This is a genomic window from Sphingobium sp. TKS (assembly GCF_001563265.1).
GTDB lineage: Bacteria > Pseudomonadota > Alphaproteobacteria > Sphingomonadales > Sphingomonadaceae > Sphingobium.
Map to the genome: position 1 here is coordinate 1,321,177 of NZ_CP005083.1, position 21,709 is coordinate 1,342,885.

Consider the following 21,709-nt stretch of genomic DNA (forward strand, 5'->3'; position numbering starts at 1 on the left):
TCGCGTCAACCATGGTCAGGGCAGGGTTAAGGATGAAATCGCCTTTGTCTACAGTCGTCTCACCAGTTGGACGGCCACGGCGCCCCAAGGTGGGTCACTTATCACCTGCTGGCGCGTACCGCTGCCCAAAGGAAGGATGTGCAGCCGGTCGTCCTCGCGCCCGATCAGCCGTCCGAACAGAAAGCGTCCGGCATGGCGCGGCAGCAGCAGGTCGCGGTTGAGCACGCTGGAAAATTCGTCGGGCAGGATGCGGCGGCACCAGATTTCATCACCGCTGCGGTAATCCCCGATGCTGCCCGATACTTGAACGCCGACCATCGCATCGACGGGCGCTGGAGGGGGAAGGGAGAGCGGCCGGGTCGGCGCGCGGGCGCCCTCCGGCCCCAGCAGCGCGGCGACCGGCACGACATTCTGGCCGGGCAGGGCGACCAGTTCGGAAGAGGCGACGCCCAATGCCTTGGCGATGCGGTTCAGCCAGTTGACCGATACGGTTCGGGTGCCGGTTTCCAGCCGGCCGATGGTCTGGGCGGTGGTCGGGGGAACGCATAACGCGCCGACCTGCTCCAACGTCAGTCCCTTGGCTTTGCGTACCTCCCGGATGCGGGTGATCATATCTCGTCCTATTTTTTACCTATTTGGTTTTTATGCTTTCCTACAAACTGATGGGCGTGGCAAGTCCCCTTGCATCCAGTTCCAGTAGGGAGACGCGCCATGGCGATGCAATTTGTCGAACAGATCATAGAGGATCCCTTCGGTCGGGCGCAGAAGGTGGCGGTCAATCTGCACGAATCGCCGCTCGCCTGGCTGCATGCGCGGGGGCATTTGAGCGAGCGGCATTATCTCGCCGGGGACAGGCTGCGCGCGGATTGGGAAAAGGCGGGGCTGGGGCCGCGAATCACCATGCGCTGGGATGCGGCGCCGGGGCAGCGGCAGGGCAGAGGGGCGGGGACGGTCGAGCCGGGCCTTGCGCAACTGTCTGCGCGGGAACGGTTCGACGGCGCGATCCGCGCGGCGGGGCCGGGACTGGCCGATGTGCTGTGGCGCGTCGTTTGCGCGGGCGAAGGGCTGGTCGCGGCGGAAAAGGCGCTGGGCTGGCCGAGCCGCGCGGGCAAACTGGTGCTGACGCTGGCGCTGGATCGAGTGGCGGGGTGGTATCGGGTGGGGTAGGTGAGGCGGGTTTTGGCCGTTCCACACCTATAACTGCTGCTCTCAGGCCAGTTCCACCTTCAACTCCGATGCCTCCGCTCCGATCACCCTGACCCTTGTTCCGACCGGGGCGTCGGGACCACGGCAGGACCAGACGCTGTCCCCCACCTTCACCCGCCCATGCCCATTGTCGATCGGTTCGACGACGGTGACGATCTCTCCCACCAGTCGCGCCGTGCGGTCGTTGAGCAGCGGATCCTGCGAATCCACCGGATTGGCGGTGTACCAGCGCCGCCCGCCCCATACCGACACCAGGCAAAGGCCCGCGAAAAGCAGCAACTGGAGAGGCACGGAGATCGGGAAGGCGAGGGCCGCAAGGCCCGTCACGGCGGCGGCCAGCGCGACCCAGATCAGGAACACGCCGGGTATCAGAACCTCGGCCACGCCGAGCAGCGCGGCGAAGACCAGCCAGCCCCAATGATCGTCCAGCATGGCGAGCCAGTCGGTCATGCCTGCCCCTGCCCGAACGGGCCGCGGCGCGGCGGCGCGGCAGGGGGTGGAGGCGGCGTGATTTCCCCCAATGCCTCCTTCGCCAGCGCGCCGATGCCGCCCAAAGTGCCGATCAATTGGGTCGCCTCGACCGGGAAAAGGATCGTCTTGGCATTAGGCGAAGTGGCGAACTGGCTCACCGCCTCGACATATTTCTGGGCGATGAAATAGTTGATCGCCTGCGCATTGCCATTCGCGATGGCGTCGGACACCATCTGCGTCGCCTTGGCTTCTGCCTCCGCCTCGCGTTCGCGGGCTTCGGCATCGCGGAAGGCGGCTTCGCGGCGGCCTTCCGCCTCCAATATCTGGCTCTGCTTCTGGCCTTCGGCCTTCAGGATTTCCGAGGCGCGCAGGCCTTCCGATTCCAGAATGAGGGCGCGCTTCTCACGCTCGGCCTTCATCTGGCGGCCCATGGCGTTGACGATGTCGGCGGGCGGGCGGATGTCCTTGAGTTCGACGCGGGTGATCTTGATGCCCCAGGCATTGGTGGCATGATCGACCACCGACAGCAGGCGGGCGTTGATCTCGTCGCGCTTGGAGAGGGTTTCGTCGAGGTCCATCGACCCCATCACCGTGCGAAGGTTGGTGGTGGCGAGCTGCATGATCGCGACATAGAGTTCCGACACCTCATAGGCCGCCTTGGCCGCGTCCAGCACCTGGAAGAACACGACGCCGTCGACCGAGACCATCGCATTGTCCTTGGTGATGATCTCCTGCCCCGGAATGTCGACCACCTGTTCCATCATGTTGATCTTCCGCCCCACCGCATAGAAGAAGGCGGGATAGAAATTGAGGCCGGGGCGCGCGACTTCCGTGAAGCGGCCGAAGCGTTCGATGGTATATTGATAGCCTTGGCGCACGACCTTGACGCTCACCGCCAGATAAAACAGCACCAGGAATGTCACCGTCAGTGCGAATGTCGTCAGCATCGCTGCTTCCCCCCTGAAATCCGCTTGGACTATGACGTGAAATCATGAATGGGAAAAGGCAAAGTGATAGGAGTTTCATCATGTTGTTGCGCCACGCCCGATCGCTGCTGTTCCTGCCCGCGTCGAACCCCCGCGCCATCGCCAAGGCGCGGACCCTGCCCTGCGACATGGTGATCCTGGATCTGGAGGATGCGGTGCCCGACGATCGCAAGGAAGAGGCGCTGGCCAATGCGGTCGAAGCCGTGGCGGAGGGCTTTGGCGGGCGTCTCTGCGCGGTGCGCATCAATGTCGAGGGCGCGCCGTCGCATGGGCGGGAGATGGTGGCGCTCAAGGCGTCCGCCGCCGACTATGTCGTGCTGCCCAAGGTGGAAAATCCCCGCCAGGTGAAGGATGTGTTCAGCGTCTGCCAGAAGCCGGTGATCGCGATGATCGAAAGCGCCGCCGGCGTCGTTGCGGCGCAGGCGATCGCGGCGGCGGAGGGCTGCGAGGGGCTGTTCATGGGGAATAACGACCTGCGTCAGGATCTGGGAATTCCGCCGTCGGCGGGACGGGACGGTCTGGCGCTGTCGCTGCAATCGGTCATCCTGGCGGCGCGCGCGGCCCGGATCGCGGCGTTCGACGGGGTGTTCAACCGGCTGGACGATGAGACCGGATTCGAAAGCGAATGCGCGGCGGGGCATATTCTGGGCTTCGATGGCAAGACGCTGATTCATCCCAGCCAGGTGCCGGTCGCCAATCAGGTATTCGGTCCCGATCCCCAGGCGGTGGCGGATGCGCGGCGGCTGATAGAGGCGGCGACTGGCGGCGCCGAGCGTTTCGAGGGCCGCATGATCGAGAGCATGCATGTCGAGGAAGCCAAGGCGCTGATCGCTCGCGCCGAGGCGGTGGTGGCGTAGCCGCGCCGCCGGACGATGAAAATATCCGGATGGATAATAGCCTTTTGAGGCGTCGGGATAGGGGAAAGGACGCAATTCCGCGATGTTTCCGGATGCGTCATAAATGTCACTGTCAACAAATAATTAATGGCATTTTTATGGCAAAATGTTAATGTTCGATCTGCGGGGTCCAGCCGATTCTGCGAGGTCCATCATGTCTAGGTTGAGGATGGCGGCGGGTGCCGCCAGTTGTTTCGTTGCGCTCTTTTTGGGTGGTGCTGCGTCTGCGGGGGAGGCACAGTGCTGGCAGCCTTATGAAGTGGAAGCGGCACGAGTCAGGGATTTACAGATCATGTTGATGCTGGGATCGCTGAAGTGCCGGTCGACGAATAGTGAAATAACGGCGAAATACGATAAGTTTAATGAGAGAATGGGAAACGCCGATAAATATAATAGTGCGTTGAAGCTGCGCTTCATGCGAGAAAATGGCATAGCTGACGGGCAGCGTGCTTATGATGATTTTATAACCAGGCTGGCCAATAGTCATACCGATGGCGTCCAATCCGCGGGTTTCTGCCAAATGGCCGATACGCTGCTGACCTTGGCGACCAATGCCGGTGAGAATGAACTTCCGATGCTGGCTCGGAATTTCTCGGACAAACCGGCGGGGGTTGGCGATGTCTGTGAATTGAAGACCGCTGTGGCGGCGGCTCCGGCCGTGGTTGCTGCGGATGCAGTGAAAGCGGCGGCGCCGGTCAATGATCCGGTGACACCGACAGCGGTAGCGGCTGAGACGGCAGCGCCGCCGCCGGTCACGCCACAATCCGCTGCGGCGGCGCTGGAGGCGGCTGCGGTCGCGCTTCAGTCGGCTGCGGCGAGCCTCAAGACCCAGTCCGGTGCACCGGCCAGCGCGGCGACAAAGGATGCCGCGTCGGACGCCCAGCCGACGCTGGTGGCGGTGGCGAAACCAGTAAGCTGAGAGTTGGAGAGGTGCCGCGTTATTGGGGGAGCGCGGCATGGGGGTAATCAGACCCCGGAGCGCTTTTTAGTCCCCGCTGCGTTCCCTTGGACTCCAACTCCGGCTTGCCGGTCTGGATAAGGTAGCGAGTCTTGCGCTGCGCGGCATTGATCGGGCGTGGGTCGTACGTTCTGCGGTTGGTCGACATCAACGATGGCGGCCGGATTCATTCTCATCCGTGGCCAGGACAGTTTTTCCTGCCTGAAGCTCAGCGCTTTTCATATTTCCAGTTGCGGCCCTTGCCCTCCGCGATCCATTCCACCGCTTGGGTGATGCGCTTGTCGCGCGTCGCGTCGGTCCGGGCATCATTGATCCATTCGCAATAGTCCCGGGTCTTGCCGGGCGGGAACTTTGCCCAGATGGCGGCCGCAGCCGGATTGGCGTCGATGGCGGCGGCGAAGTCGGGATGCAGCGGGAGCGGCGCACGCGGCGCCTTCAGGCTGCTGCGCGGCTTGTCGCCCGCGTCGATCAACGCCATGGCCTTGGCCAGCAAAGCGGCGATGTCCGCGTCGGCGGGCAGGTCGCTCAGGCTTGCGATCCGGCCGAACTGGCCCATGGCTTCTTCGCTGGCGCTCTCCCGCTCCACCTTGTCATGCCAGAAGCCGAAGGCGACATGGCGCTGGAAGCCGGCCATGTTGCAGAGATTCCGATCCCGATAGGTGAAGAAGGGCATGCCCCATTTCACCGCCTCCACAATATCGGGGGAGGCGGCGTGGATCAGGGCGCGCAAATGGGTGAGGATAGGCCGGGCGAAATCGGCCTGCTTCGCGATATAGGCGTCGATGCGGGGATCGCCCGCCATCGCCTTCACCTTTGCCGGTGGCGGGCGGTCAGCAGATAGTTGATCGCCTTGTTGGACGAGAGGATGAAGCCCTTGGCGGGCGTGAAGCTGAGGCCGGTGCTGTCGGTGACTTCCAGGCCGGCGTCCTCCAGCAGCTTCGTCAGTTCGTCGGGGTTCAGGAATTTGTGCCAGTCATGGGTGCCCTTGGGGATGCCGCCGATGCTTTCGCCAATGGTGATCATGGCGATGCGGGAGAGCGGCGTGCGATTGGGGGTCGAGAGGATCAGCAGGCCGTCCGGCGCCAGCCTTTCCGCCAGCGCGGCGATGAAGGCCGCGGGGTCCGTGACATGTTCGATCACTTCCATCGATGTGACGAGATCGAAGCCGGTTTCCTCCAACTGCTCCACCGGGGTTGCACGATAGTCGATGGCAAGGCCTTGCCCCTCGGCATGGCTGCGCGCCACGGCGATATTCTCCTCCGCAGCATCGAGCGCCGTCAGCTTCGCGCCCATGCGCGCCAGCGGTTCGGAGAGCAGCCCCGCGCCGCAGCCGACGTCCAGTACTCGTCGGCCCGTAAGGGGGTGAAAGCTATGGCAATGCCCCGGCCAGTGCCTGTCGATGGCGTCGCGGATATAGCGCAGGCGCACGGGGTTGAGTTTGTGCAGCATGGCGCTGCTGCCCTTGGGATCCCACCAGTCGGCGGCCATGCTGCCGAAATGCGCGGCTTCGCGGGGATCGATGGTGCTGGAAACGGTGTTCGCCATGGCTCCCTGCTATCAGCGTCCGCACGTCCGCGCCACCTGTGCTTTGCCGGGGCGGGGGGTGGGAGGTTGCCATATTCGCCGCTGCTGCTAATAGGAGCGCCGTTTTTGTACCCATATTGGGCATTTTCTTTCTTTTCAGCAGGCGGGTTCGACAAGCAAATGGCGCGCATCGTGATGAAATTCGGCGGCACCTCCATGGCGGGGATGGAGCGAATTCGCAACGTGGCCGCGCGAGTCAAACATGTCGTCGAACAGGGTCATGAAGTCGCCGTCGTCGTCTCCGCCATGGCGGGCGACACGGACCGGCTGGTCGGATTCTGCAAGGAAGCCTCGCCGCTCTACGATCCGGCGGAATATGACGTGGTGGTCGCCAGCGGCGAGCAGGTGACGAGCGGCCTGCTCGCCATGACGCTGAAGGCGATGGGCGTGGATGCGCGGAGCTGGCTCGGCTGGCAACTGCCCATCCGCACCAACGAAGCGCATTCCAAGGCACGCATCGGAGAGATCGACACGAACGACCTGCTCGCTTCCATGCGATCGGGCACGGTCGCGGTGATTCCCGGCTTCCAGGGCATGATGGAGGATGGCCGCATCTCGACTCTGGGCCGTGGCGGGTCGGATACGTCTGCGGTCGCGGTGGCGGCGGCGCTGAAGGCGGATCGCTGCGACATCTATACGGACGTGGACGGCGTCTACACCACCGATCCCCGCATCGTGGCGCGGGCGCGCAAGCTGGACCTCGTCACCTATGAGGAAATGCTGGAGCTGGCCTCGGTCGGGGCCAAGGTGCTCCAGACCCGTTCGGTCGGCCTCGCCATGAAGGAAGGCGTGGTCGTGCAGGTGCTTTCCTCCTTCGATGATCCCACCCAGGATGACCTCCCCGGCACGCTGATCGTCAGCGAAGAGGAACTGGAAGCCAAGCTCAAGGAAGACAAGATGGAACGTCAGCTCATCACCGGCATCGCCCATGACAAGAATGAGGCGAAGATCACCCTGACCCGCGTGCCGGATCGTCCGGGCGCCGTGGCGCACATCTTCGGGCCGCTGGCCGATGCCGCGATCAACGTCGACATGATCATCCAGAATGTCGGCCGCGACAAGGGCGAGACCGATGTGACCTTCACCGTGCCCGGCGCGGACCTGGCGCGGGCGCTGGACGTGCTGGAGAGCCAGAAGGACGTGATCGGCTTCAACCGGGTGATCCCCGATACGAAGGTGGCGAAGGTGTCGGTCGTCGGCGTGGGCATGAAGAGCCATGCGGGCGTGGCTTCGGCGATGTTCCAGGCGCTGGCCGATCGCGGGATCAACATCCTCGCCATCTCGACCAGCGAGATCAAGGTGTCGGTGCTGATCGACGAGGATGAGACCGAACTGGCGGTGCGCGTGCTGCATACCGCTTATGGGCTGGACGCGCCGGTCGCTTGATTTATCGGCCCCTCCCCTTCGGGGGTGGGGCTGTGCCCCACAAAGCAGCGTGTGGGGAGAACCCCCACCCCAACCCTTCAAACGAGTCACGTGCCTCGTTTGAACCTGAAGGGGAGGGGCTATTTGATTCTAGAGGCTTGCACATGACGAACGCCAAACTCGCTTCCCTGATGGCCCGCGGCACCGAATTTCTGGGCTGCGACGTCGCGATCATGTGCGGGGCGATGAGCTGGGTTTCGGAGCGGCATCTGGTGGCGGCCATCTCCAATGCGGGTGGCTTTGGCGTGATCGCCTGCGGTGCGATGACGCCTGACCTGCTCGACAAGGAAATTGCGGCGACCAAGGCGCTGACGTCCAAGCCCTTCGGCGTGAACCTCATCACCATGCACCCGCAATTGTTCGAACTGATCGATGTCTGCGCGAAGCATGAGGTCGGACATGTTGTCCTGGCAGGCGGCCTGCCGCCCAAGGGCAGCATCGAAGCCATCAAGCAAAAGGGCGCCAAGCTGATCTGTTTCGCCCCCGCATTGGCGCTGGCGAAGAAGCTGGCACGGTCGGGCGTCGATGCGCTGGTGATCGAGGGAATGGAAGCAGGCGGCCATATCGGGCCCGTCTCGACCAGCGTGCTGGCGCAGGAAATCCTGCCCGAAATGGCGGCGCAGCTTCCGGTGTTCGTCGCGGGCGGAATCGGGCGCGGCGAGTTGATCGCCGGCTATCTGGAAATGGGCGCGGCAGGCGTGCAGCTTGGCACCCGCTTTGCCTGCGCGACCGAGAGCATCGCGCATCCCAATTTCAAGAAGGCGTTCTTTCGCGCTTCGGCACGCGATGCGATCGCCAGCGTGCAGATCGATCCGCGACTGCCGGTCATTCCCGTCCGCGCGCTCAAAAATGCCGGGACCGAGGCCTTTACCGCCAAGCAGCGCGAGGTTGCCAATCTGCTGGACAGTGGTGCGGTCGACATGGGCGAGGCGCAGCTTCAGATCGAACATTATTGGGCGGGCGCGCTGCGCCGCGCGGTGATCGATGGCGATGTCGAAGGTGGATCGCTGATGGCCGGGCAGTCGGTCGGCATGGTGTCCAAGGAAGAGTCGGTGACCGATATCATCGCCCAGTTGATGGACGAAGCGGCGGTGGCGCTGGAACGGCGCGGATAGGGCCAATCGACATTCAGATGATGACGTGCTGAAAATGGTGGTTTTTCGTGACCCGGAGCGCAGCGTACTAAAAGTACGTGAGCACCGGAAGCACGGAAAAGGGCCATTTGCAGGCCGTCAGGGCTGAATGTCGATTGGCCCTAGGGTTGTTCATGCCGACCCTGTTCTTGTGCAGGGAAGCGGCGGGATGAAATGAATCCCTTGCCGGATGGGCCGGGTTCCGTTCCGGTCGTCAGGAACGCATGGCTTTGCCATGAGTTTGTTCTGTCCGGATAATGACCAGAGGGATGTAAGGGTGCCGCTGCGTACCGTCGTTCGCCGTTTTCATGAGCTTGCATCTGTCACGGCGCTCGCGCTGATCGCAGGCTGTTCCACGCCCGAGAAGGCGCCGCCGCCCACGCCGCCGCCCCCGGTGGTGCCGACGATCAAGCCTCTGCCGCCCATGGGCGCGGTCGAGGAGATGAGCATTCCGGAAGTGGGCGGTGATGGCAAATATCTGACGCCCAATCGCGGAGTGACGGCCAATACCGCACTCTGGCATGTGCGCATGGCGCTGAACGTCGCGGCGCTCTCCTGCCATGGCGTCTACGAACCGGCGCGCATCCAGTATAATCAGATATTGCATGTGCATGAGGCAGCGCTGCGGGAGGCGAATGCGGCCGTCGACCGCAATTATCTGGTTGCTTACGGCACGGGCGGGCTCAAGGCGCGGGAGTTGCTGAATACCGTCGTTTATAATTTCTTCGCTCTGCCGCCGGTGACGAAAAGCTTCTGCCCTGTCGCGATCGAGGTGGGGGCGAAGGTGCTGGCGATGCCGTCGAACCAGTTGCTGGCCTATGCGCCAGAGGCGCTCACGGCGCTCGAAAAGCCGTTCCAGGATTTCTACGCGGCCTATGCCGATTATCTGCGGCGCCTGGCCGAGTGGCAGTCGCGCTTCGGCGGCACGGTGACGGTGGTGGTGTCGCCCACGCCGCTGCCGCCGCCGCCAACGCCGCCCAAGGAAGTGGCGTCCGGTTTCGTTCCCGCCTCCCCGGTGACGCCGCCTTCGGCCATGGCGCGGGGCGCGCCGGTACGGGTCGAGGTGCCGACCTTTCCGCTGACGCCGATGCGGGAAACCTTCATTCCCGTGCAATAGAGCATCGTGCGGAAAAGTGGGAACCGGTTTGCCGCTTAAAGCGATGCAACCACAAGGAATTAGAGCGCGCGCCCTGCGTCTGATTGAGCGCAGCGCGCTCTCATTATCTTTTGTTTTCCGCATTCTGCGAGCCATCGGCTGTTCCAGCCGATTTCAGAATGCTTTAGCCCGTCAGTCGCGCGCGTCGAAGCGGTGGCGGGATTCCTCTACCGTATCCAGATTGCGCTCCGCCCAGACCCAGACGCCGCAAAAGGCGGCGCTGAGACTGTTGCCCAATGGGGTCAGGGCATAGTCGACGCGAGGCGGCACCACCGGATGGACCGTGCGGGTGAGGAGGCCGTCGCGTTCCATCTGGCGCAGCGTCTGGGTCAGCATCTTCTGGCTGATGCCCTCCACCTGCTGCGCAATGCGGGTGAAGCGTAGCGTGCCCTTTTCCTCCAGCAGTTCGAGGACCAGCAGCGTCCATTTGTCAGCGATGCGGCCGATCAGATCGTTCACCAGCCGCTCGATTCGCGGGTCGAGCGGCGCTTCGGGATTGGTGTCGATGAAGCTTTCCGCTTCAGCGATCTGATCGGGAGCGAAGCGTTTTTCCAACGGATTTGCCATTTCTCACCTTCGAGTATGTATGACACTTCGCGGTGCCTTCTTTCCAAAAGAGAGTGTAGCCCTAAATTGCCGTTCACACCATGGCTTCACAGGAGATGACCCATGCAGAAGAGCGGCAACACCATCCTCATCACCGGCGGCGGTTCGGGTATCGGCGCGGCGCTGGCGCATGAATTCCATGCGGCGGGCAATCAGGTCATCATCGCGGGGCGGCGGCAGGCGGCGCTGGATGCCGTGGTCGCGGAGCATCCGGGCATGGCGGCCCTGACCGTCGATATGGAAAATCCCGAAGCGATCGCAACCTTTGCCGGGAAGGTGGTTTCGGATTTCCCGGCGCTCAATGTCGTGATCCATAATGCCGGGATGATGACAGTGGAGAATCGGATCGACCTTGCCGTTGCAGAGGCCACCATCGTGACCAATTTGCTGGGGCCGATCCGGCTGACCCATGCTTTGCTGCCGCATTTGCTGGCGCAGCCCGCCGCAACGCTGATGACGGTGACGTCGGGACTGGCCTTTGTCCCGCTGGCGGCGACGCCGACCTATAGCGCGACCAAGGCGGCGCTCCATAGCTGGTCGCTGTCGATGCGCGAACAGCTCAAGGGCACCAGTGTAGAGGTGATCGAACTGGCCCCGCCGGGCGTGCAGACCGACCTGATGCCGGGCCATGCGGAAAATCCGCAGATGATGCCTCTGGATGCGTATATCGCGGAGGTCATGGGCCTGCTGGGGCAGGAGCCTGCCTTGGAGGAAATCTGCGTCGAGCGGGTAAAGTTCCTGCGTGATGCGGAGCGGCGCGGCGAGTTTGCGCAGGTGTTCGGGATTTTGAACGCGGGGCATTGAGCGGAGAATGTCTACGCCGTCCTGATCCTGGGTGGGTTGGTCCTCAAGAAGCTGGCGTGACCGTCGAAGGCGCTTTGGTGGGCAAGGGGAAGAGGCGGACGAAGCGCCTTGCCAACGCCTTGTCTCCCTCCACCTGAAGCGCATCCGCGACATCCTCAAAAGTGAGATCGCCATAGATCACGGCGGCCAGCGCATTGCGGTCGCCGGACAGGATCGCGTCCGCACCGGCTGCTTCGCCGCGCTCGGCCGTGAAATCGTCGTTCTTCAGGATCAGGCGGAACTCCTCCTCCCCGAAGCGCAGGCCGATGGTGGCGTTCAAATCACCGATGCGGCCGCGGTCGATCATGGTGCGCAGCGACAGGATCACCGACACGTTGCTCATGGGCATGCCCGGTTGCATCGTGGGCGAGCGGGAGGCCCAGCGGCCCAGCACCTGGAACAATATTTCCGACTCGCGGCCCCATTGCGTCAGCTCATAGATCTGGCTGGCGGCGGGCGGGGGCAGGCGGCGGCGGATGAGGATGCTGGTGGCCTCCAGCTCCTCCAGCCTTTGCGTCAGCACATTGGCGCTGATTCCGGGCAGGCTGGCGCGCAGATCGGTGAAGCGCTTGGGGCCGAGCATCAATTCCCGCATGATGAGGAGAGCCCATCGGTCCCCGATCAGGTCCAGCGCATGGGCCGTCGCGCAGCCATCCTGATATGCCCGTTTTTTCAATCGCCTGCGCCTCTAGTTATTTTTTATAACTTATAAGTTGTATAAGATAATTTGCGAGTGCATGAAGTTCAAGCCAGTGAGTCGCATCGACGACCCTGCAACAGATAATCGCGAGGAGATGTGTGATGTCGAACGCCCCCGCTCCGAAGATGATTTTCGTGAATCTGCCGGTGACGGACCTGCCTGCCTCGATCGCCTTCTATGAGGCGGTGGGCGCGATCCGGAACAATGATTTTGCCGATGACAGCGCGCAGATGTTGAGCTTTTCGGAAAGCATCCATGTCATGCTGCTGACGCATGAGCGGTTCACGAGCTTCACGCCGCGCAAGATTCCCGATGCGCATGAAACCGCGCAGGTGCTGTTGGCGTTGAGCGAAGCGAGCCGGGCGGATGTCGATGCGACGGCGGACAAGGCGCTGGCGGCGGGCGGAACGGAGCCCAATCCGCGGCAGGACCATGGTTTCATGTATGGCCGCAACTTTGCCGATCTGGACGGCCATATCTGGGAAGTGGCATGGATGGATATGGAAGCGGCGCTGGCGGCCAACAAGGAAGCGGCCGCCTGAACTCTGCCTTTTCTGAGGAGAGATGCGATGAGCTATATGGACGGTTTCGTGATCCCGGTGCCCAAAGGGAACAAGGAGCGGTATAGGGAAGTGGCGGCCTATGCTGCGCCGATCTTCATCGAACATGGCGCGCTGCGGATCGTCGAGTGCTGGGCGAACGACATCAAGCCCGGCAAGGTCAACGACTTCCGTACCGCCGTCATTGCGGAGGAGGATGAGGAGGTCGTCTTTTCCTGGATCGAATGGCCCGACAAGGAGACGCGTGACGCGGGCGCGGAGAAAGTCATGAACGACCCGCGGATGCAGCCCAAGGAAGGGGAGGACATGCCCTTTTCCGGCGCGCGGTTGATCTATGGCGGGTTTGAGGTGCTGCTGGACGCTAAGGCTTGAGGAGGCTGGGATGACCGATCTGAACGGCAAATTCTTCTGGTATGAACTCATGACCAGCGATCCCCAGGCGGCGATCGCCTTTTATGGCGGCATCGTCGGCTGGACCGCGCAGGCCTTTGGCGGTGGTCATGACTATCAGGTGATTTCGGGCAGTGCAGGGCCGATGGGCGGGATCATGGCGATCCCGGCGGAAGCCAGGGACTGCGGCATGTCGCCCTGGTGGGGCGGCTATGTCGGCTCTGCCGATGTGGACGCCGATGCGAAGCGGCTGACCGAGGCTGGCGGAACCGTGAAGCGGGCGCCGGAGGATATTCCGGGTGTCGGGCGTTTCGCGGTGATGGCCGATCCGGGCGGAGCCGTGTTCATGCTGCTCAAGGGGTCCAGTCCCGACGGGATGGACGCGCCGTCCCCCATGGCGAACGGGCATGTCGGCTGGCATGAGCTGTATAGCGGCGATTTCGACGCCGATCTGGCCTTCTACACGGGCCAGTTCGGATGGGCGAAGGGCGAGGCCATGGATATGGGCGAGATGGGCAACTATCAGCTTGTCTCCCAGACCGGCGGTACCGACTTCCAGAGCATGACCGGCGGCATCATGCCGCGTCCCAAGGAAGTGCCCGTTCCGGCGTGGCTTTTCTATTTTGTCGTGCCGGATATCGACGCCGCGAAGGAGAAGGTGAAGGCTGGCGGCGGCACCGTGCTGAATGGGCCGATGGAGGTGCCGGGCGGCGCCTGGATCATCCAGGCAACCGATCCGCAGGGCGCGATGTTCGCGCTGGTGGGCATGCGCTCGGCCGAGGGATAGGGAGAGGAACCATGTCAAAAATTTCACCCTGCCTGTGGTATAACGGGCAGGCGGAGGAGGCTGCGCGCTTCTACGTCTCGATCTTCGGCGGGTCGGTGGATTTCATCAGCCGCTATCCCGATGACAATCCCAGCCCCAGCCCGTTCAAGGGCGGGGATGTGCTGCTGGTCGAATTCACCCTGTTCGGGGACAGCTATCAGGCGCTCAACGGCGGGCCGAAGTTCGGCTTTACCGAGGCGGTGTCGCTGTCCGTCGCCTGCAAGGATCAGGCGGAGATCGATCGTTATTTCGACGCCTTGACCGCCGATGGCGGTTCGCCGGGGCCATGCGGCTGGCTGAAGGACAAATATGGCCTGTCCTGGCAGTTGGTGACCCAGGAGGTCATGGACCTCTACAAGACCGGCGACAGGCCGGGCATCCAGCGGATGATGACGGAGATGATGACCATGCAGAAGCTGGATACCGCCCGGATGAAGGCGGCTTTCGAAGGGAAATTGCCATGAGCGTGGCGGAGTTCGAACTGTCGGTGACTTGCCATATCGCCGCCCCGCGCGGGATCGTATGGAAAGTGTGGACGGACCTGAAGGATGAATGGTTCTGCCCCAAGCCGTGGCGCGCCGAGGTGATAGAGGAGGATCTGCGGCCCGGCGGGCGAAGCGCGGTGCGCATGTTCGGTCCCGATGGCGAGGATACGGGGCCGATGGAAGGGATCATCCTGGAGGTGGTGCCGCAGGAGAAGGTCGTGACGACCGATGCCTATGCTTCGGGATGGATTCCGCAAACGCCCTTCATGACGGCGATCTGGAGCTTTGCCGATGAGGGGGAAGGGACGCGCTTTACCGCGACCGCGCGCCATTGGGATGCCGAGGCGCTGGAGAAGCACAAGGAAATGGGATTTCATCCGGGCTGGGACCAGATGGTGGCGCAGTTCAAGGCGTTGTGCGAGATATCTGCCGCCAGTGCCTGAAACGAAATGACTAAAAAAAGGGCGTCCGATATGCTGGACGCCCTTTCCTGTTTAGCGCAGCGGGCCGATCAGGCCTTGTAAACCTTCTCCACGGCGGCGCAGAACTTGGCCATGTCGTCCGCCGACCCGACGGTGACGCGTGAGACGGTGGGCCAGATCGGCCAGGCGCGGCCGATCTGCACCTTTTCCGGCGTGGCCAGGAGGGCGGTCTGAATCTCCTTGGCGGTCTTGGTCTTCCAGTTCACCATGAACATATTGGCCTGGCTGCCGGGGTGCACTTCGATCCCCTTCTTGGTGAGCCAGGCAATGGTTTCTTCACGGTTTGCGATCATCTCTGCGCGGCGGGCCTTGATGAGCCCGGCTTCGGGATAGACCGCATTGCCGCAGGCCATGGCCGTGATCGACAGGCCGCCCGCCGTGGGTCCGAACAGGCCGATGCGCTTCTGGATTTCCGGGTCCGCGAAGGTAAGCCCCAGGCGCACGCCCGCCATGCCGAACAGCTTCGAGAAGGTCCGCATGACGATCAGATCCTTGCGGCCCGCCACCAGCTTCGCCGCGCTCTGCGCTTCGGAGAAGTGGATATAGGCTTCGTCGACCAGCAGGATCGAATCTGTGGGTTTGTTGGCGAGCAGCCATTCGATGTCGGCCAGCGGCGTCACGGTGCCGGTCGGATTATTGGGCGAGCAGATATAGTAGAGGCCCGCATTGGGGTTGGCGGCCAGCATCGCCTTGACGTCATGGCCCTTGCCGATGGCCTGCGGCGCCTTGGCAATGGGCGCCTTCAGATAATCGGCTGTGCGCCATGCGGATTCGAAGGTCGGATCGGCGGTGACGAGACCCTTGGTGGGCGAGCAGAAAGCCGCGACCGTGCTGACCAGCGGACCGCCCGAACCCGGCCAGAGCATGACGTGCGATTCCGGAATGCCCTCCACCTTGGCGACGGTGGCGATCAGGTCGCCCTTGTAATTGTCCGGGTCGTACCAGTTGCCGACCGCAGCGGCCTTGGCGGCGGCCTGGACGCCCGGTTCGAAGGGGCCGGTCCAGCATTCGTTGGAGCCGATGCGGACCGCGCCCTTGATGCCGCGAGCGGCCTGCTGCTGCGCGAAGGCAGGCTGGATCAGCAGGTTGCCGGCTGCTGCCCCAGCCGCCATCAGGGCGGAAATCTTGCCGATCGTGCGGCGGGAATAGCCCCGTTCGATCAGGTCTTCGCGGGCGTGTTTTTCCAACATCATGGTCATGTCGTCTGTTCCCCTTGTTGTTCCACAACTGCGCATATTCCACGGGGAGAAACGAAAAGGGCGGCGCATTTCCACAATGCGCCGCCCCGGATTCTTGAAATTTTATGCGTTACCGAGCGTTCAGAAGTCGCCTGGACAGCGACGGCTCGCGGAATGCGGCAAAAAGCTAACCGATCAGGCCTTCCAGACCTTGTCGATGGCATCGCAGAAGGCCTTCATTTCTTCCGCGGAGCCGACCGACACGCGGGACACATTGGGCCAGATCGGCCAGTTGCGCCCGATCTGCACCTTTTCGGCCAGGATCGCGGCCTGCATGTCCTTGGCGGGCTTGCCCCAATCGACCATGAACATATTGGCCTGGCTGCCGGGAATGACCTTGATCCCCTTCTTCTTGAGATGGGTGATGGCCATTTCGCGGGCGGCGACCATTTCGGCGCGGCGTTGCTTGATCAGATCGGCCTGGGCCACCGACACCGTGCCGCAGGCGACGGCGGTCATCGGCAGCATCGCCGTCACCTGTCCCCCGTCATAGCGCATCATCTTTTCCATGATCGCGGGGCTGGAGAAGGTGAGGCCCAGCCGCATGCCCGCCATGCCGAACAATTTGGAGAAGGTGCGCAGGATGAGGACATCATCGCGGGTCGCGGCCATCTTCGCCGCGTTCGGGCCGTCAAACCAGTGGATATAGGCTTCATCGACGACCAGGATCGCGTCCTTGGGCTTGTTGTCGGCCAGCCACTGGATATCGGCCAGCGGCGTCATGGTGCCGGTCGGGTTGTTGGGCGAGCAGATATAATAGACGCCCGCCTTGGGATCGGCCGCCAGCATCGCCTTCACGTCATGGGCATAATCCTTGGTGAGCGGCACCTTCGTCACCTTCGCGCCCAGCCAGTCGCCCGTGCGCCAGATCGCTTCATAGGCGGGGTTGCCGGTGACGATGCCCCGCGTGGGCGAGGCATAGGCGACGGCGACGCGGCTCAGCGGGTCGCTGGAGCCGGGCCAGGCGGTGATGCGGTCCGCCGGGATGCCTTCGACGGCGGCGACTGCGGCGAACAGCTTGGCATGTTCGTCATTGGGTTCGTAGCGATTGCCCTCCTGCACCAGATTGAACGCGGCTTGCGCGGCGACCGGGAAAGGGCCGGTCCAGCATTCATTGGCGCCGATGCGGACGGCGCCCTCGACCGGCTTGGCGGCTTGCTGCGCCATGGCGCCGGTGACGCGCAGGGCGGCGGCGCCCGCACCCAGCAAGGCCGCGACCTTGCCCATCTGGCGGCGTGAATAGCCCCGGTCGATCAGATCCTGTTCGAACGCCTTATTGTCGATTTCTGCCATATGCTCGTCTCCCTGACTCGCTGACTTTTGGGATTTTACGGCTGTAAACGAAATCGCGGTCCATTTCCGCCATGCATAAGGCGGAAAATCCGCCGAAGCCGCACATATTCGCCTTGGAAAGCGGACGCGCGATCTGTTAGCGCTTGGCACATGCCCAGCACGCCCGCCGCCGCCGCCCGCCAGATCCTCATCCGCCTGCAGGAAGTCATGGCCGCGCGCACCAGTGCGCAGGCGAAGCTCAACAAGGTGGTCGAGATCATCGGGAAGTCGCTGTCGAGCGAGGTCTGCTCCATCTATCTGGTGCGCGAAGGGGTGCTGGAGCTGTTCGCGACGCGGGGATTGAAGCAGGAAGCCGTCCACGTCACCCGCATGGCGATGGGCGAAGGCCTGGTCGGCATGATCGCCACCAATGTCGAGACGCTCAACCTGGACGAAGCGGCATCGCATCCCGACTACAGCTATCGCCCGGAAACGGGGGAGGAACTGTTCCACAGCTTCGCGGGCGTGCCGATCGTGCGGCGGGAGCGGGCGATCGGCGTGCTTTGCGTCCAGCATGTCGAGCCGCGCCGTTATGAAGAGGTGGAGATCGAGGCGCTCCAGACCGTGGCGATGGTGTTGTCCGAACTGATCGCCAATGCCGAACTGGCCGATGACGGCCCGGCGGATTCGCGGGTGCAGGATACGGGCACGTCGATCCTGCATGGGCTGCAACTGGTGATGGGCATGGCGCGGGGTCATGCGGTGTTCCACCAGCCGCGCGTGCATATCGAACATACCGTCGCGGAGGATACGGAAGCCGAACGCCAGCGCGTCATTTCCGCTTTCACCAAGATGCGCGAACAGATCGACCGGATGACCGGCACGGCCGAGTTCGGCACGGAGGGTGAGCATCAGGAGGTGCTCGAAACCTACAAGATGTTCGCCTATGATGAAGGCTGGGCGCGGCGGATCAACGAGGCGATCGACAGCGGCCTGACCGCCGAGGCGGCGATCGAGCGCGTGCAGCAGCGCACCCGCATGCGCATGCGGCAGATCGACGACCCGCTGCTCCAGGACCGGATGCACGATCTGGAGGATATGGCGAACCGGCTGCTGCGCATCGTGTCGGGGCAGTTGGGGACGGCGGCGCAACTCGGTCTGCGGCAGGACGCCATCCTCATCGCGCGCAATCTGGGGCCGGCGGAACTGCTGGAATATGACCGGCGGCGGCTGAAGGGCGTGATCCTGGAGGAAGGGTCGCTGACCGCCCATGTCACCATCGTCGCGCGGGCCATGGGCGTGCCGGTGCTGGGGCGCGTGCGGGATGTTCGTCACCTGCTGAATGAAGGCGACCTGATCCTGATGGATGTGGCCGACAACAATCTGCTGATCCGTCCGACGCCCGACATGGAAGAGGCGTTCGAGAACAAGCTGCATGTGACGCAAAAGCGCCGGGCCGAATTCGTCGCGATGCGCGACCTTCCGTCCGTCACCACCGACGGGCAGCGGATCGAGCTGATGGTCAATGCGGGGCTGCGGGAGGATGCGCAGGCGCTGGACATTGTCGGCGCGGACGGCATCGGCCTGTTCCGTACCGAGTTCCAGTTCCTCGTGTCCGCGACCCTGCCGCAGCGGGAAAAGCAGCAGCGGCTCTATCGCGATGTGCTGGACGCGGCGGGGGACAGGCCCGTGATCTTCCGTACGGTCGACATCGGCGGCGACAAGGCGCTGCCCTATATGCAGCGCGACGATGACGAGGAGTTGGAGGACAATCCCGCCATGGGCTGGCGCGCCTTGCGGCTGGCGCTGGACCGGGACGGGCTGATGAAGGCGCAGGCCCGCGCCCTGCTGGAGGCCGCGGCGGGCAAGATATTGTACGTGATGTTCCCGATGGTGTCCGAACCCTGGGAATATGATCAGGCACGGGCGTTGGTCGAGCATCAGCGCGAATGGCTGGTGGCGCAGAAGAAGAAACTGCCGGTCGCGATCCGCTATGGCGCGATGCTGGAGGTGCCGGCTCTGGCCGAGGTGTTGGATTTGCTGCTGCCCAAGCTGGATTTCCTCTCCATCGGCACCAACGACCTGACGCAGTTCCTGTTCGCTGCCGACCGCGCGCATCCGCGCCTGGCGGAGCGCTATGACTGGCTCAGCATCGCCATATTGCGCTTCCTCGACCGCGTGGTGCGCGCCTGCGAGGCCTATGAGGTGCCGGTCGGCGTTTGCGGCGAAATGGGCGGGCGCACGCTGGAGGCGATGGCGCTGATCGGCCTGGGCGTACGGCGCCTGTCGATCACCCCCGCCTCGGTCGGGCCGGTCAAGGCGATGATCCGGACGCTCGACGCGGCGGAACTGTGCAAAGTCATGCGCGACCTGCTGGACAAGGGCGTTACGGATATTCGTTCGGCCCTGGTCGACTGGGCCAGCGAACATGCTATTGAATTGAATTAAGGTGCAGACCCAATGGGATTGCGGCGGCGTATCCGGCCCGATCGGTCCGACGCGGCGTTGACAATCCCTGTCCCGCAATGAGACAAGGCCGGCCTTCAAAAGTCACGGAGCAGCATGGCAGAAGAAGCTGAACAGGAACCCGGCGTCGCGGCGTCGGAACAGCAGCCCAACACTCCGGGGGCGCGTTTGCGTGCCGCGCGGGAGGCGCAGGGGCTGTCGATACAGGATGTCGCCACCCGTACGCGCATCGCCCAACGGCAGTTGGAGGCGATCGAGCGTGACGATTATGCCGCCCTGCCCGGCATTCCCTATGCGGTGGGCTTTGCCCGCGCCTATGCCCGCGCCATCGATGTGGACGAGGTGGCGATCGCCGCGGATGTGCGCAATGCCGTGCATAATTCCGAACTGGGCAGTAACCGTTATGAAGCGTTCGAACCGGCCGATCCGGCACGTGTGCCCTCGCGCGCTTTGGCCTGGACGGCGGCGGCCATCGTCGTGATCCTGGTGGCGGGCTTTGCCGTGTGGCGTACGCAGGTGATGACCCCGCCGACGGGGGAACAGATTGCCGCGCAGCAGGCGGCGCCAGCTCCCGTCACGGCGAAACCGGCGGCGGGCGCGCGTCCTGCCGCGCCGGTGGCGCAGACGGTCGTGTTCACTGCCAATGACGATGTATGGCTGCGCATCTATGATGAGGCGGGCGAGCGGCTGAAGGACGGGCTGATGAAGAAGGGGGAAAACTTCACTCTTCCCGCCAATGCCCGCAATCCGATGATCCTGACCGGGCGGCCGCAGGCGTTGACCGTGACGGTCGGGGGCAAGCAGATCGCGCCGCTGGGGCCGCCGGATCGCACAATTGCCGACGTGCCGGTCAATGCCGAGGCGCTGCTGGCCCGCGCGGCCCCTGCTGCGGCGGCGGGCGCAGGGCAGGTGGGGACCGCTCCAGCCCCGGCTGCCACCGCGCCGATTTCCACTGTCCCGGTTTCCAGTGGGCCGGTTACGCCTGCGCCTGCCGCCCCAGCTCCAGCACCCGCCGCAGCCGATTGATCCGTTCAGGGGCGATTCAGCGGAATTTGGCGCAAAGTCGCGCTTTACCGGGCGGATTATCGCCCTATGGTTAAGACCGAATTTCAAGTCGGGGATCATCATGCGTAACGCTTTTTTCGCGACGGCAGCACTGGCGCTGATCGCGCTCGCGCCGCCGGTCGCGGCCCAGAATGTCAGCGTCGATGTGCGGGTCGACCGGCTGGAAAAGGAAATGCGCGCGGTGCAGCGCAAGGTGTTTCCCGCCGGCGCGCCGCTGGAGGCGGAGATCACCCGCCCGGCCGCGCCTGCGGTGATGCCGGGGTCGCCATCCTTGACGCCGGTTGCTGACCTGACGGCGCGGGTCAATGCACTGGAATCGCAGCTTGCCTCCATCACCGGGCAAGTCGAGGAAAACAGCTTCAAATTGAAGCAGCTGGAAGAGGCCTTCAACCGCTACAAGGCGGAACAGGCCGCGCCCGCCGTGGTGCCGCCGCCCGCCATTGGTCCCTCGGCATCCGTCGCGCCGGCGCCCGCCCGGCCTGCCGCGCCCCGCCCCGCCGCCAATGGCGCGAGCGAGGAGCGCAAGGCCGCCGTCGCCGCGATCGAGCGGCCGTCGACGGGCAATGAGGCGGATGACGCCTATACCTATGGTTTCCGCCTGTGGGGCGCGAAATTCTATCCCGAGGCGCAGGCGCAGCTCAAGGCGACCGTCGACAAATATGGCAGTAGTCCGGTCGCCAGCAAGGCCGCGAACCTGCTGGGCCGCGCCTATCTGGACGATGGCAAGCCAGCGCTGGCCTCGGTCGCTTTCTATGAAAATTACCAGAAGCGGCCCAAGGGCGACCGTGCGGCCGACAGCTTGGCCTATCTGGGCGAAGCGCTGATCCAGCTCAAGAAGCCCGCCGATGCCTGCAAAGTCTATGCGGAGCTGGAGCAGGTCTATGGGGGGAGCTTGTCGAACGGCCTGCGCGGCATGATGGACCAGGGCCGGACCAGGGCCAAGTGCACCGCCTGAAGCCCG

The 21,709-nt window shown here is 63.7% G+C and carries 24 protein-coding genes; 15 read left to right on the forward strand and 9 right to left on the reverse strand.

Features of this window, described 5'->3' with window-relative positions; genetic code table 11:
• Positions 1 to 48 precede the first annotated feature (48 nt).
• Positions 49 to 612, reverse strand: a complete 564-nt coding sequence (locus tag K426_RS06665; RefSeq protein ID WP_066555326.1) for a helix-turn-helix domain-containing protein — start codon at positions 610 to 612, stop codon at positions 49 to 51.
• 99 nt (positions 613 to 711) lie between these two features.
• On the opposite strand from K426_RS06665, the gene K426_RS06670 reads away from it, so the two are divergent.
• Positions 712 to 1,167 carry a DUF6456 domain-containing protein gene (locus K426_RS06670; protein ID WP_066555329.1) on the forward strand — a complete coding sequence of 152 codons (456 nt, stop codon included), beginning with the start codon at positions 712 to 714 and terminating at the stop codon, positions 1,165 to 1,167.
• Positions 1,168 to 1,209: 42 nt separating this feature from the next.
• Here the strand turns inward: K426_RS06670 and K426_RS06675 are convergent, their stop codons facing one another.
• The gene (locus K426_RS06675; protein ID WP_066555332.1) at positions 1,210 to 1,656 is read right to left on the reverse strand and encodes an NfeD family protein; all 447 of its coding nucleotides are present in this window, start codon (positions 1,654 to 1,656) and stop codon (positions 1,210 to 1,212) included.
• Positions 1,653 to 2,624, reverse strand: a complete 972-nt coding sequence (locus tag K426_RS06680; RefSeq protein ID WP_066555334.1) for an SPFH domain-containing protein — start codon at positions 2,622 to 2,624, stop codon at positions 1,653 to 1,655. Before K426_RS06680 ends, K426_RS06675 begins: the two co-directional genes overlap by 4 nt.
• Positions 2,625 to 2,704: 80 nt before the next feature.
• Here K426_RS06680 and K426_RS06685 point away from each other — a divergent pair, with 80 nt between their 5' ends.
• Both K426_RS06685 and K426_RS06690 read left to right on the forward strand, forming a co-directional pair.
• Complete coding sequence (locus K426_RS06685; RefSeq protein WP_066555337.1) at positions 2,705 to 3,520, forward strand: HpcH/HpaI aldolase/citrate lyase family protein; 816 nt, start codon at positions 2,705 to 2,707, stop codon at positions 3,518 to 3,520.
• A gap of 331 nt (positions 3,521 to 3,851) precedes the next feature.
• Positions 3,852 to 4,478 (forward strand): hypothetical protein, encoded by a 627-nt coding sequence (locus K426_RS06690; RefSeq protein WP_066555341.1) that lies wholly within the window; start codon positions 3,852 to 3,854, stop codon positions 4,476 to 4,478.
• 247 nt (positions 4,479 to 4,725) lie between these two features.
• Here the strand turns inward: K426_RS06690 and K426_RS06695 are convergent, their stop codons facing one another.
• Both K426_RS06695 and ubiG read right to left on the reverse strand, forming a co-directional pair.
• Positions 4,726 to 5,319, reverse strand: coding sequence for a YdeI/OmpD-associated family protein (locus tag K426_RS06695; protein ID WP_066561453.1), 594 nt, complete (start codon positions 5,317 to 5,319; stop codon positions 4,726 to 4,728).
• Positions 5,320 to 5,324: 5 nt separating this feature from the next.
• Positions 5,325 to 6,062, reverse strand: coding sequence for a bifunctional 2-polyprenyl-6-hydroxyphenol methylase/3-demethylubiquinol 3-O-methyltransferase UbiG (ubiG, locus tag K426_RS06700; RefSeq protein ID WP_066555344.1), 738 nt, complete (start codon positions 6,060 to 6,062; stop codon positions 5,325 to 5,327).
• A gap of 159 nt (positions 6,063 to 6,221) precedes the next feature.
• Here ubiG and K426_RS06705 point away from each other — a divergent pair, with 159 nt between their 5' ends.
• From K426_RS06705 to K426_RS06715, 3 genes are all read left to right on the forward strand, one after another.
• A complete protein-coding gene (locus tag K426_RS06705; protein WP_066555346.1) occupies positions 6,222 to 7,487 on the forward strand; it encodes an aspartate kinase in 1,266 nt (421 codons plus the stop codon).
• 143 nt (positions 7,488 to 7,630) lie between these two features.
• Positions 7,631 to 8,641, forward strand: coding sequence for an NAD(P)H-dependent flavin oxidoreductase (locus tag K426_RS06710; protein ID WP_066555347.1), 1,011 nt, complete (start codon positions 7,631 to 7,633; stop codon positions 8,639 to 8,641).
• 295 nt (positions 8,642 to 8,936) lie between these two features.
• On the forward strand, positions 8,937 to 9,776 hold the full coding sequence (locus K426_RS06715; RefSeq protein ID WP_169575944.1) for a hypothetical protein: 840 nt from the start codon (positions 8,937 to 8,939) through the stop codon (positions 9,774 to 9,776).
• 171 nt (positions 9,777 to 9,947) lie between these two features.
• Here K426_RS06715 and K426_RS06720 read toward each other — a convergent pair whose 3' ends face one another.
• Positions 9,948 to 10,382 (reverse strand): winged helix-turn-helix transcriptional regulator, encoded by a 435-nt coding sequence (locus K426_RS06720; RefSeq protein ID WP_066555363.1) that lies wholly within the window; start codon positions 10,380 to 10,382, stop codon positions 9,948 to 9,950.
• 102 nt (positions 10,383 to 10,484) lie between these two features.
• Here K426_RS06720 and K426_RS06725 point away from each other — a divergent pair, with 102 nt between their 5' ends.
• Positions 10,485 to 11,225 carry an SDR family oxidoreductase gene (locus K426_RS06725; protein WP_066555365.1) on the forward strand — a complete coding sequence of 247 codons (741 nt, stop codon included), beginning with the start codon at positions 10,485 to 10,487 and terminating at the stop codon, positions 11,223 to 11,225.
• A gap of 43 nt (positions 11,226 to 11,268) precedes the next feature.
• Here K426_RS06725 and K426_RS06730 read toward each other — a convergent pair whose 3' ends face one another.
• Positions 11,269 to 11,940, reverse strand: coding sequence for a winged helix-turn-helix transcriptional regulator (locus K426_RS06730; protein ID WP_066555366.1), 672 nt, complete (start codon positions 11,938 to 11,940; stop codon positions 11,269 to 11,271).
• A 125-nt stretch (positions 11,941 to 12,065) separates the two neighbouring features.
• On the opposite strand from K426_RS06730, the gene K426_RS06735 reads away from it, so the two are divergent.
• Genes K426_RS06735 through K426_RS06755 form a run of 5 tightly spaced genes read left to right on the forward strand, consistent with a single transcriptional unit; the run spans position 12,066 to position 14,668 of the window.
• A complete protein-coding gene (locus tag K426_RS06735) occupies positions 12,066 to 12,506 on the forward strand; it encodes a VOC family protein (RefSeq protein ID WP_066555374.1) in 441 nt (146 codons plus the stop codon).
• A gap of 27 nt (positions 12,507 to 12,533) precedes the next feature.
• The gene (locus tag K426_RS06740; RefSeq protein ID WP_066555377.1) at positions 12,534 to 12,896 is read left to right on the forward strand and encodes a DUF1428 domain-containing protein; all 363 of its coding nucleotides are present in this window, start codon (positions 12,534 to 12,536) and stop codon (positions 12,894 to 12,896) included.
• 10 nt (positions 12,897 to 12,906) lie between these two features.
• On the forward strand, positions 12,907 to 13,701 hold the full coding sequence (locus K426_RS06745; protein ID WP_066555380.1) for a VOC family protein: 795 nt from the start codon (positions 12,907 to 12,909) through the stop codon (positions 13,699 to 13,701).
• 11 nt (positions 13,702 to 13,712) lie between these two features.
• Positions 13,713 to 14,204: a VOC family protein gene (locus K426_RS06750; RefSeq protein WP_066555382.1), complete on the forward strand. Its 492-nt coding sequence runs from the start codon at positions 13,713 to 13,715 to the stop codon at positions 14,202 to 14,204.
• Positions 14,201 to 14,668: an SRPBCC domain-containing protein gene (locus tag K426_RS06755; RefSeq protein WP_066555383.1), complete on the forward strand. Its 468-nt coding sequence runs from the start codon at positions 14,201 to 14,203 to the stop codon at positions 14,666 to 14,668. Before K426_RS06750 ends, K426_RS06755 begins: the two co-directional genes overlap by 4 nt.
• Positions 14,669 to 14,736: 68 nt before the next feature.
• Here the strand turns inward: K426_RS06755 and K426_RS06760 are convergent, their stop codons facing one another.
• Together K426_RS06760 and K426_RS06765 are read right to left on the reverse strand one after the other, a co-directional pair.
• Positions 14,737 to 15,906: a pyridoxal phosphate-dependent aminotransferase gene (locus K426_RS06760; protein WP_066555385.1), complete on the reverse strand. Its 1,170-nt coding sequence runs from the start codon at positions 15,904 to 15,906 to the stop codon at positions 14,737 to 14,739.
• A 174-nt stretch (positions 15,907 to 16,080) separates the two neighbouring features.
• Positions 16,081 to 17,238 carry a pyridoxal phosphate-dependent aminotransferase gene (locus K426_RS06765; RefSeq protein ID WP_066555389.1) on the reverse strand — a complete coding sequence of 386 codons (1,158 nt, stop codon included), beginning with the start codon at positions 17,236 to 17,238 and terminating at the stop codon, positions 16,081 to 16,083.
• A 150-nt stretch (positions 17,239 to 17,388) separates the two neighbouring features.
• Here K426_RS06765 and ptsP point away from each other — a divergent pair, with 150 nt between their 5' ends.
• The 3 genes from ptsP to K426_RS06780 all read left to right on the forward strand — a co-directional run bounded on the left by ptsP (position 17,389) and on the right by K426_RS06780 (position 21,703).
• Entirely contained in the window at positions 17,389 to 19,665 is a 2,277-nt protein-coding gene (gene ptsP / locus K426_RS06770) for a phosphoenolpyruvate--protein phosphotransferase (protein ID WP_066555391.1), read from the forward strand.
• 114 nt (positions 19,666 to 19,779) lie between these two features.
• A complete protein-coding gene (locus K426_RS06775) occupies positions 19,780 to 20,709 on the forward strand; it encodes a helix-turn-helix domain-containing protein (protein ID WP_066555394.1) in 930 nt (309 codons plus the stop codon).
• 100 nt (positions 20,710 to 20,809) lie between these two features.
• Positions 20,810 to 21,703, forward strand: coding sequence for a tetratricopeptide repeat protein (locus K426_RS06780; protein WP_066561455.1), 894 nt, complete (start codon positions 20,810 to 20,812; stop codon positions 21,701 to 21,703).
• The last annotated feature ends 6 nt before the right edge of the window (positions 21,704 to 21,709 follow it).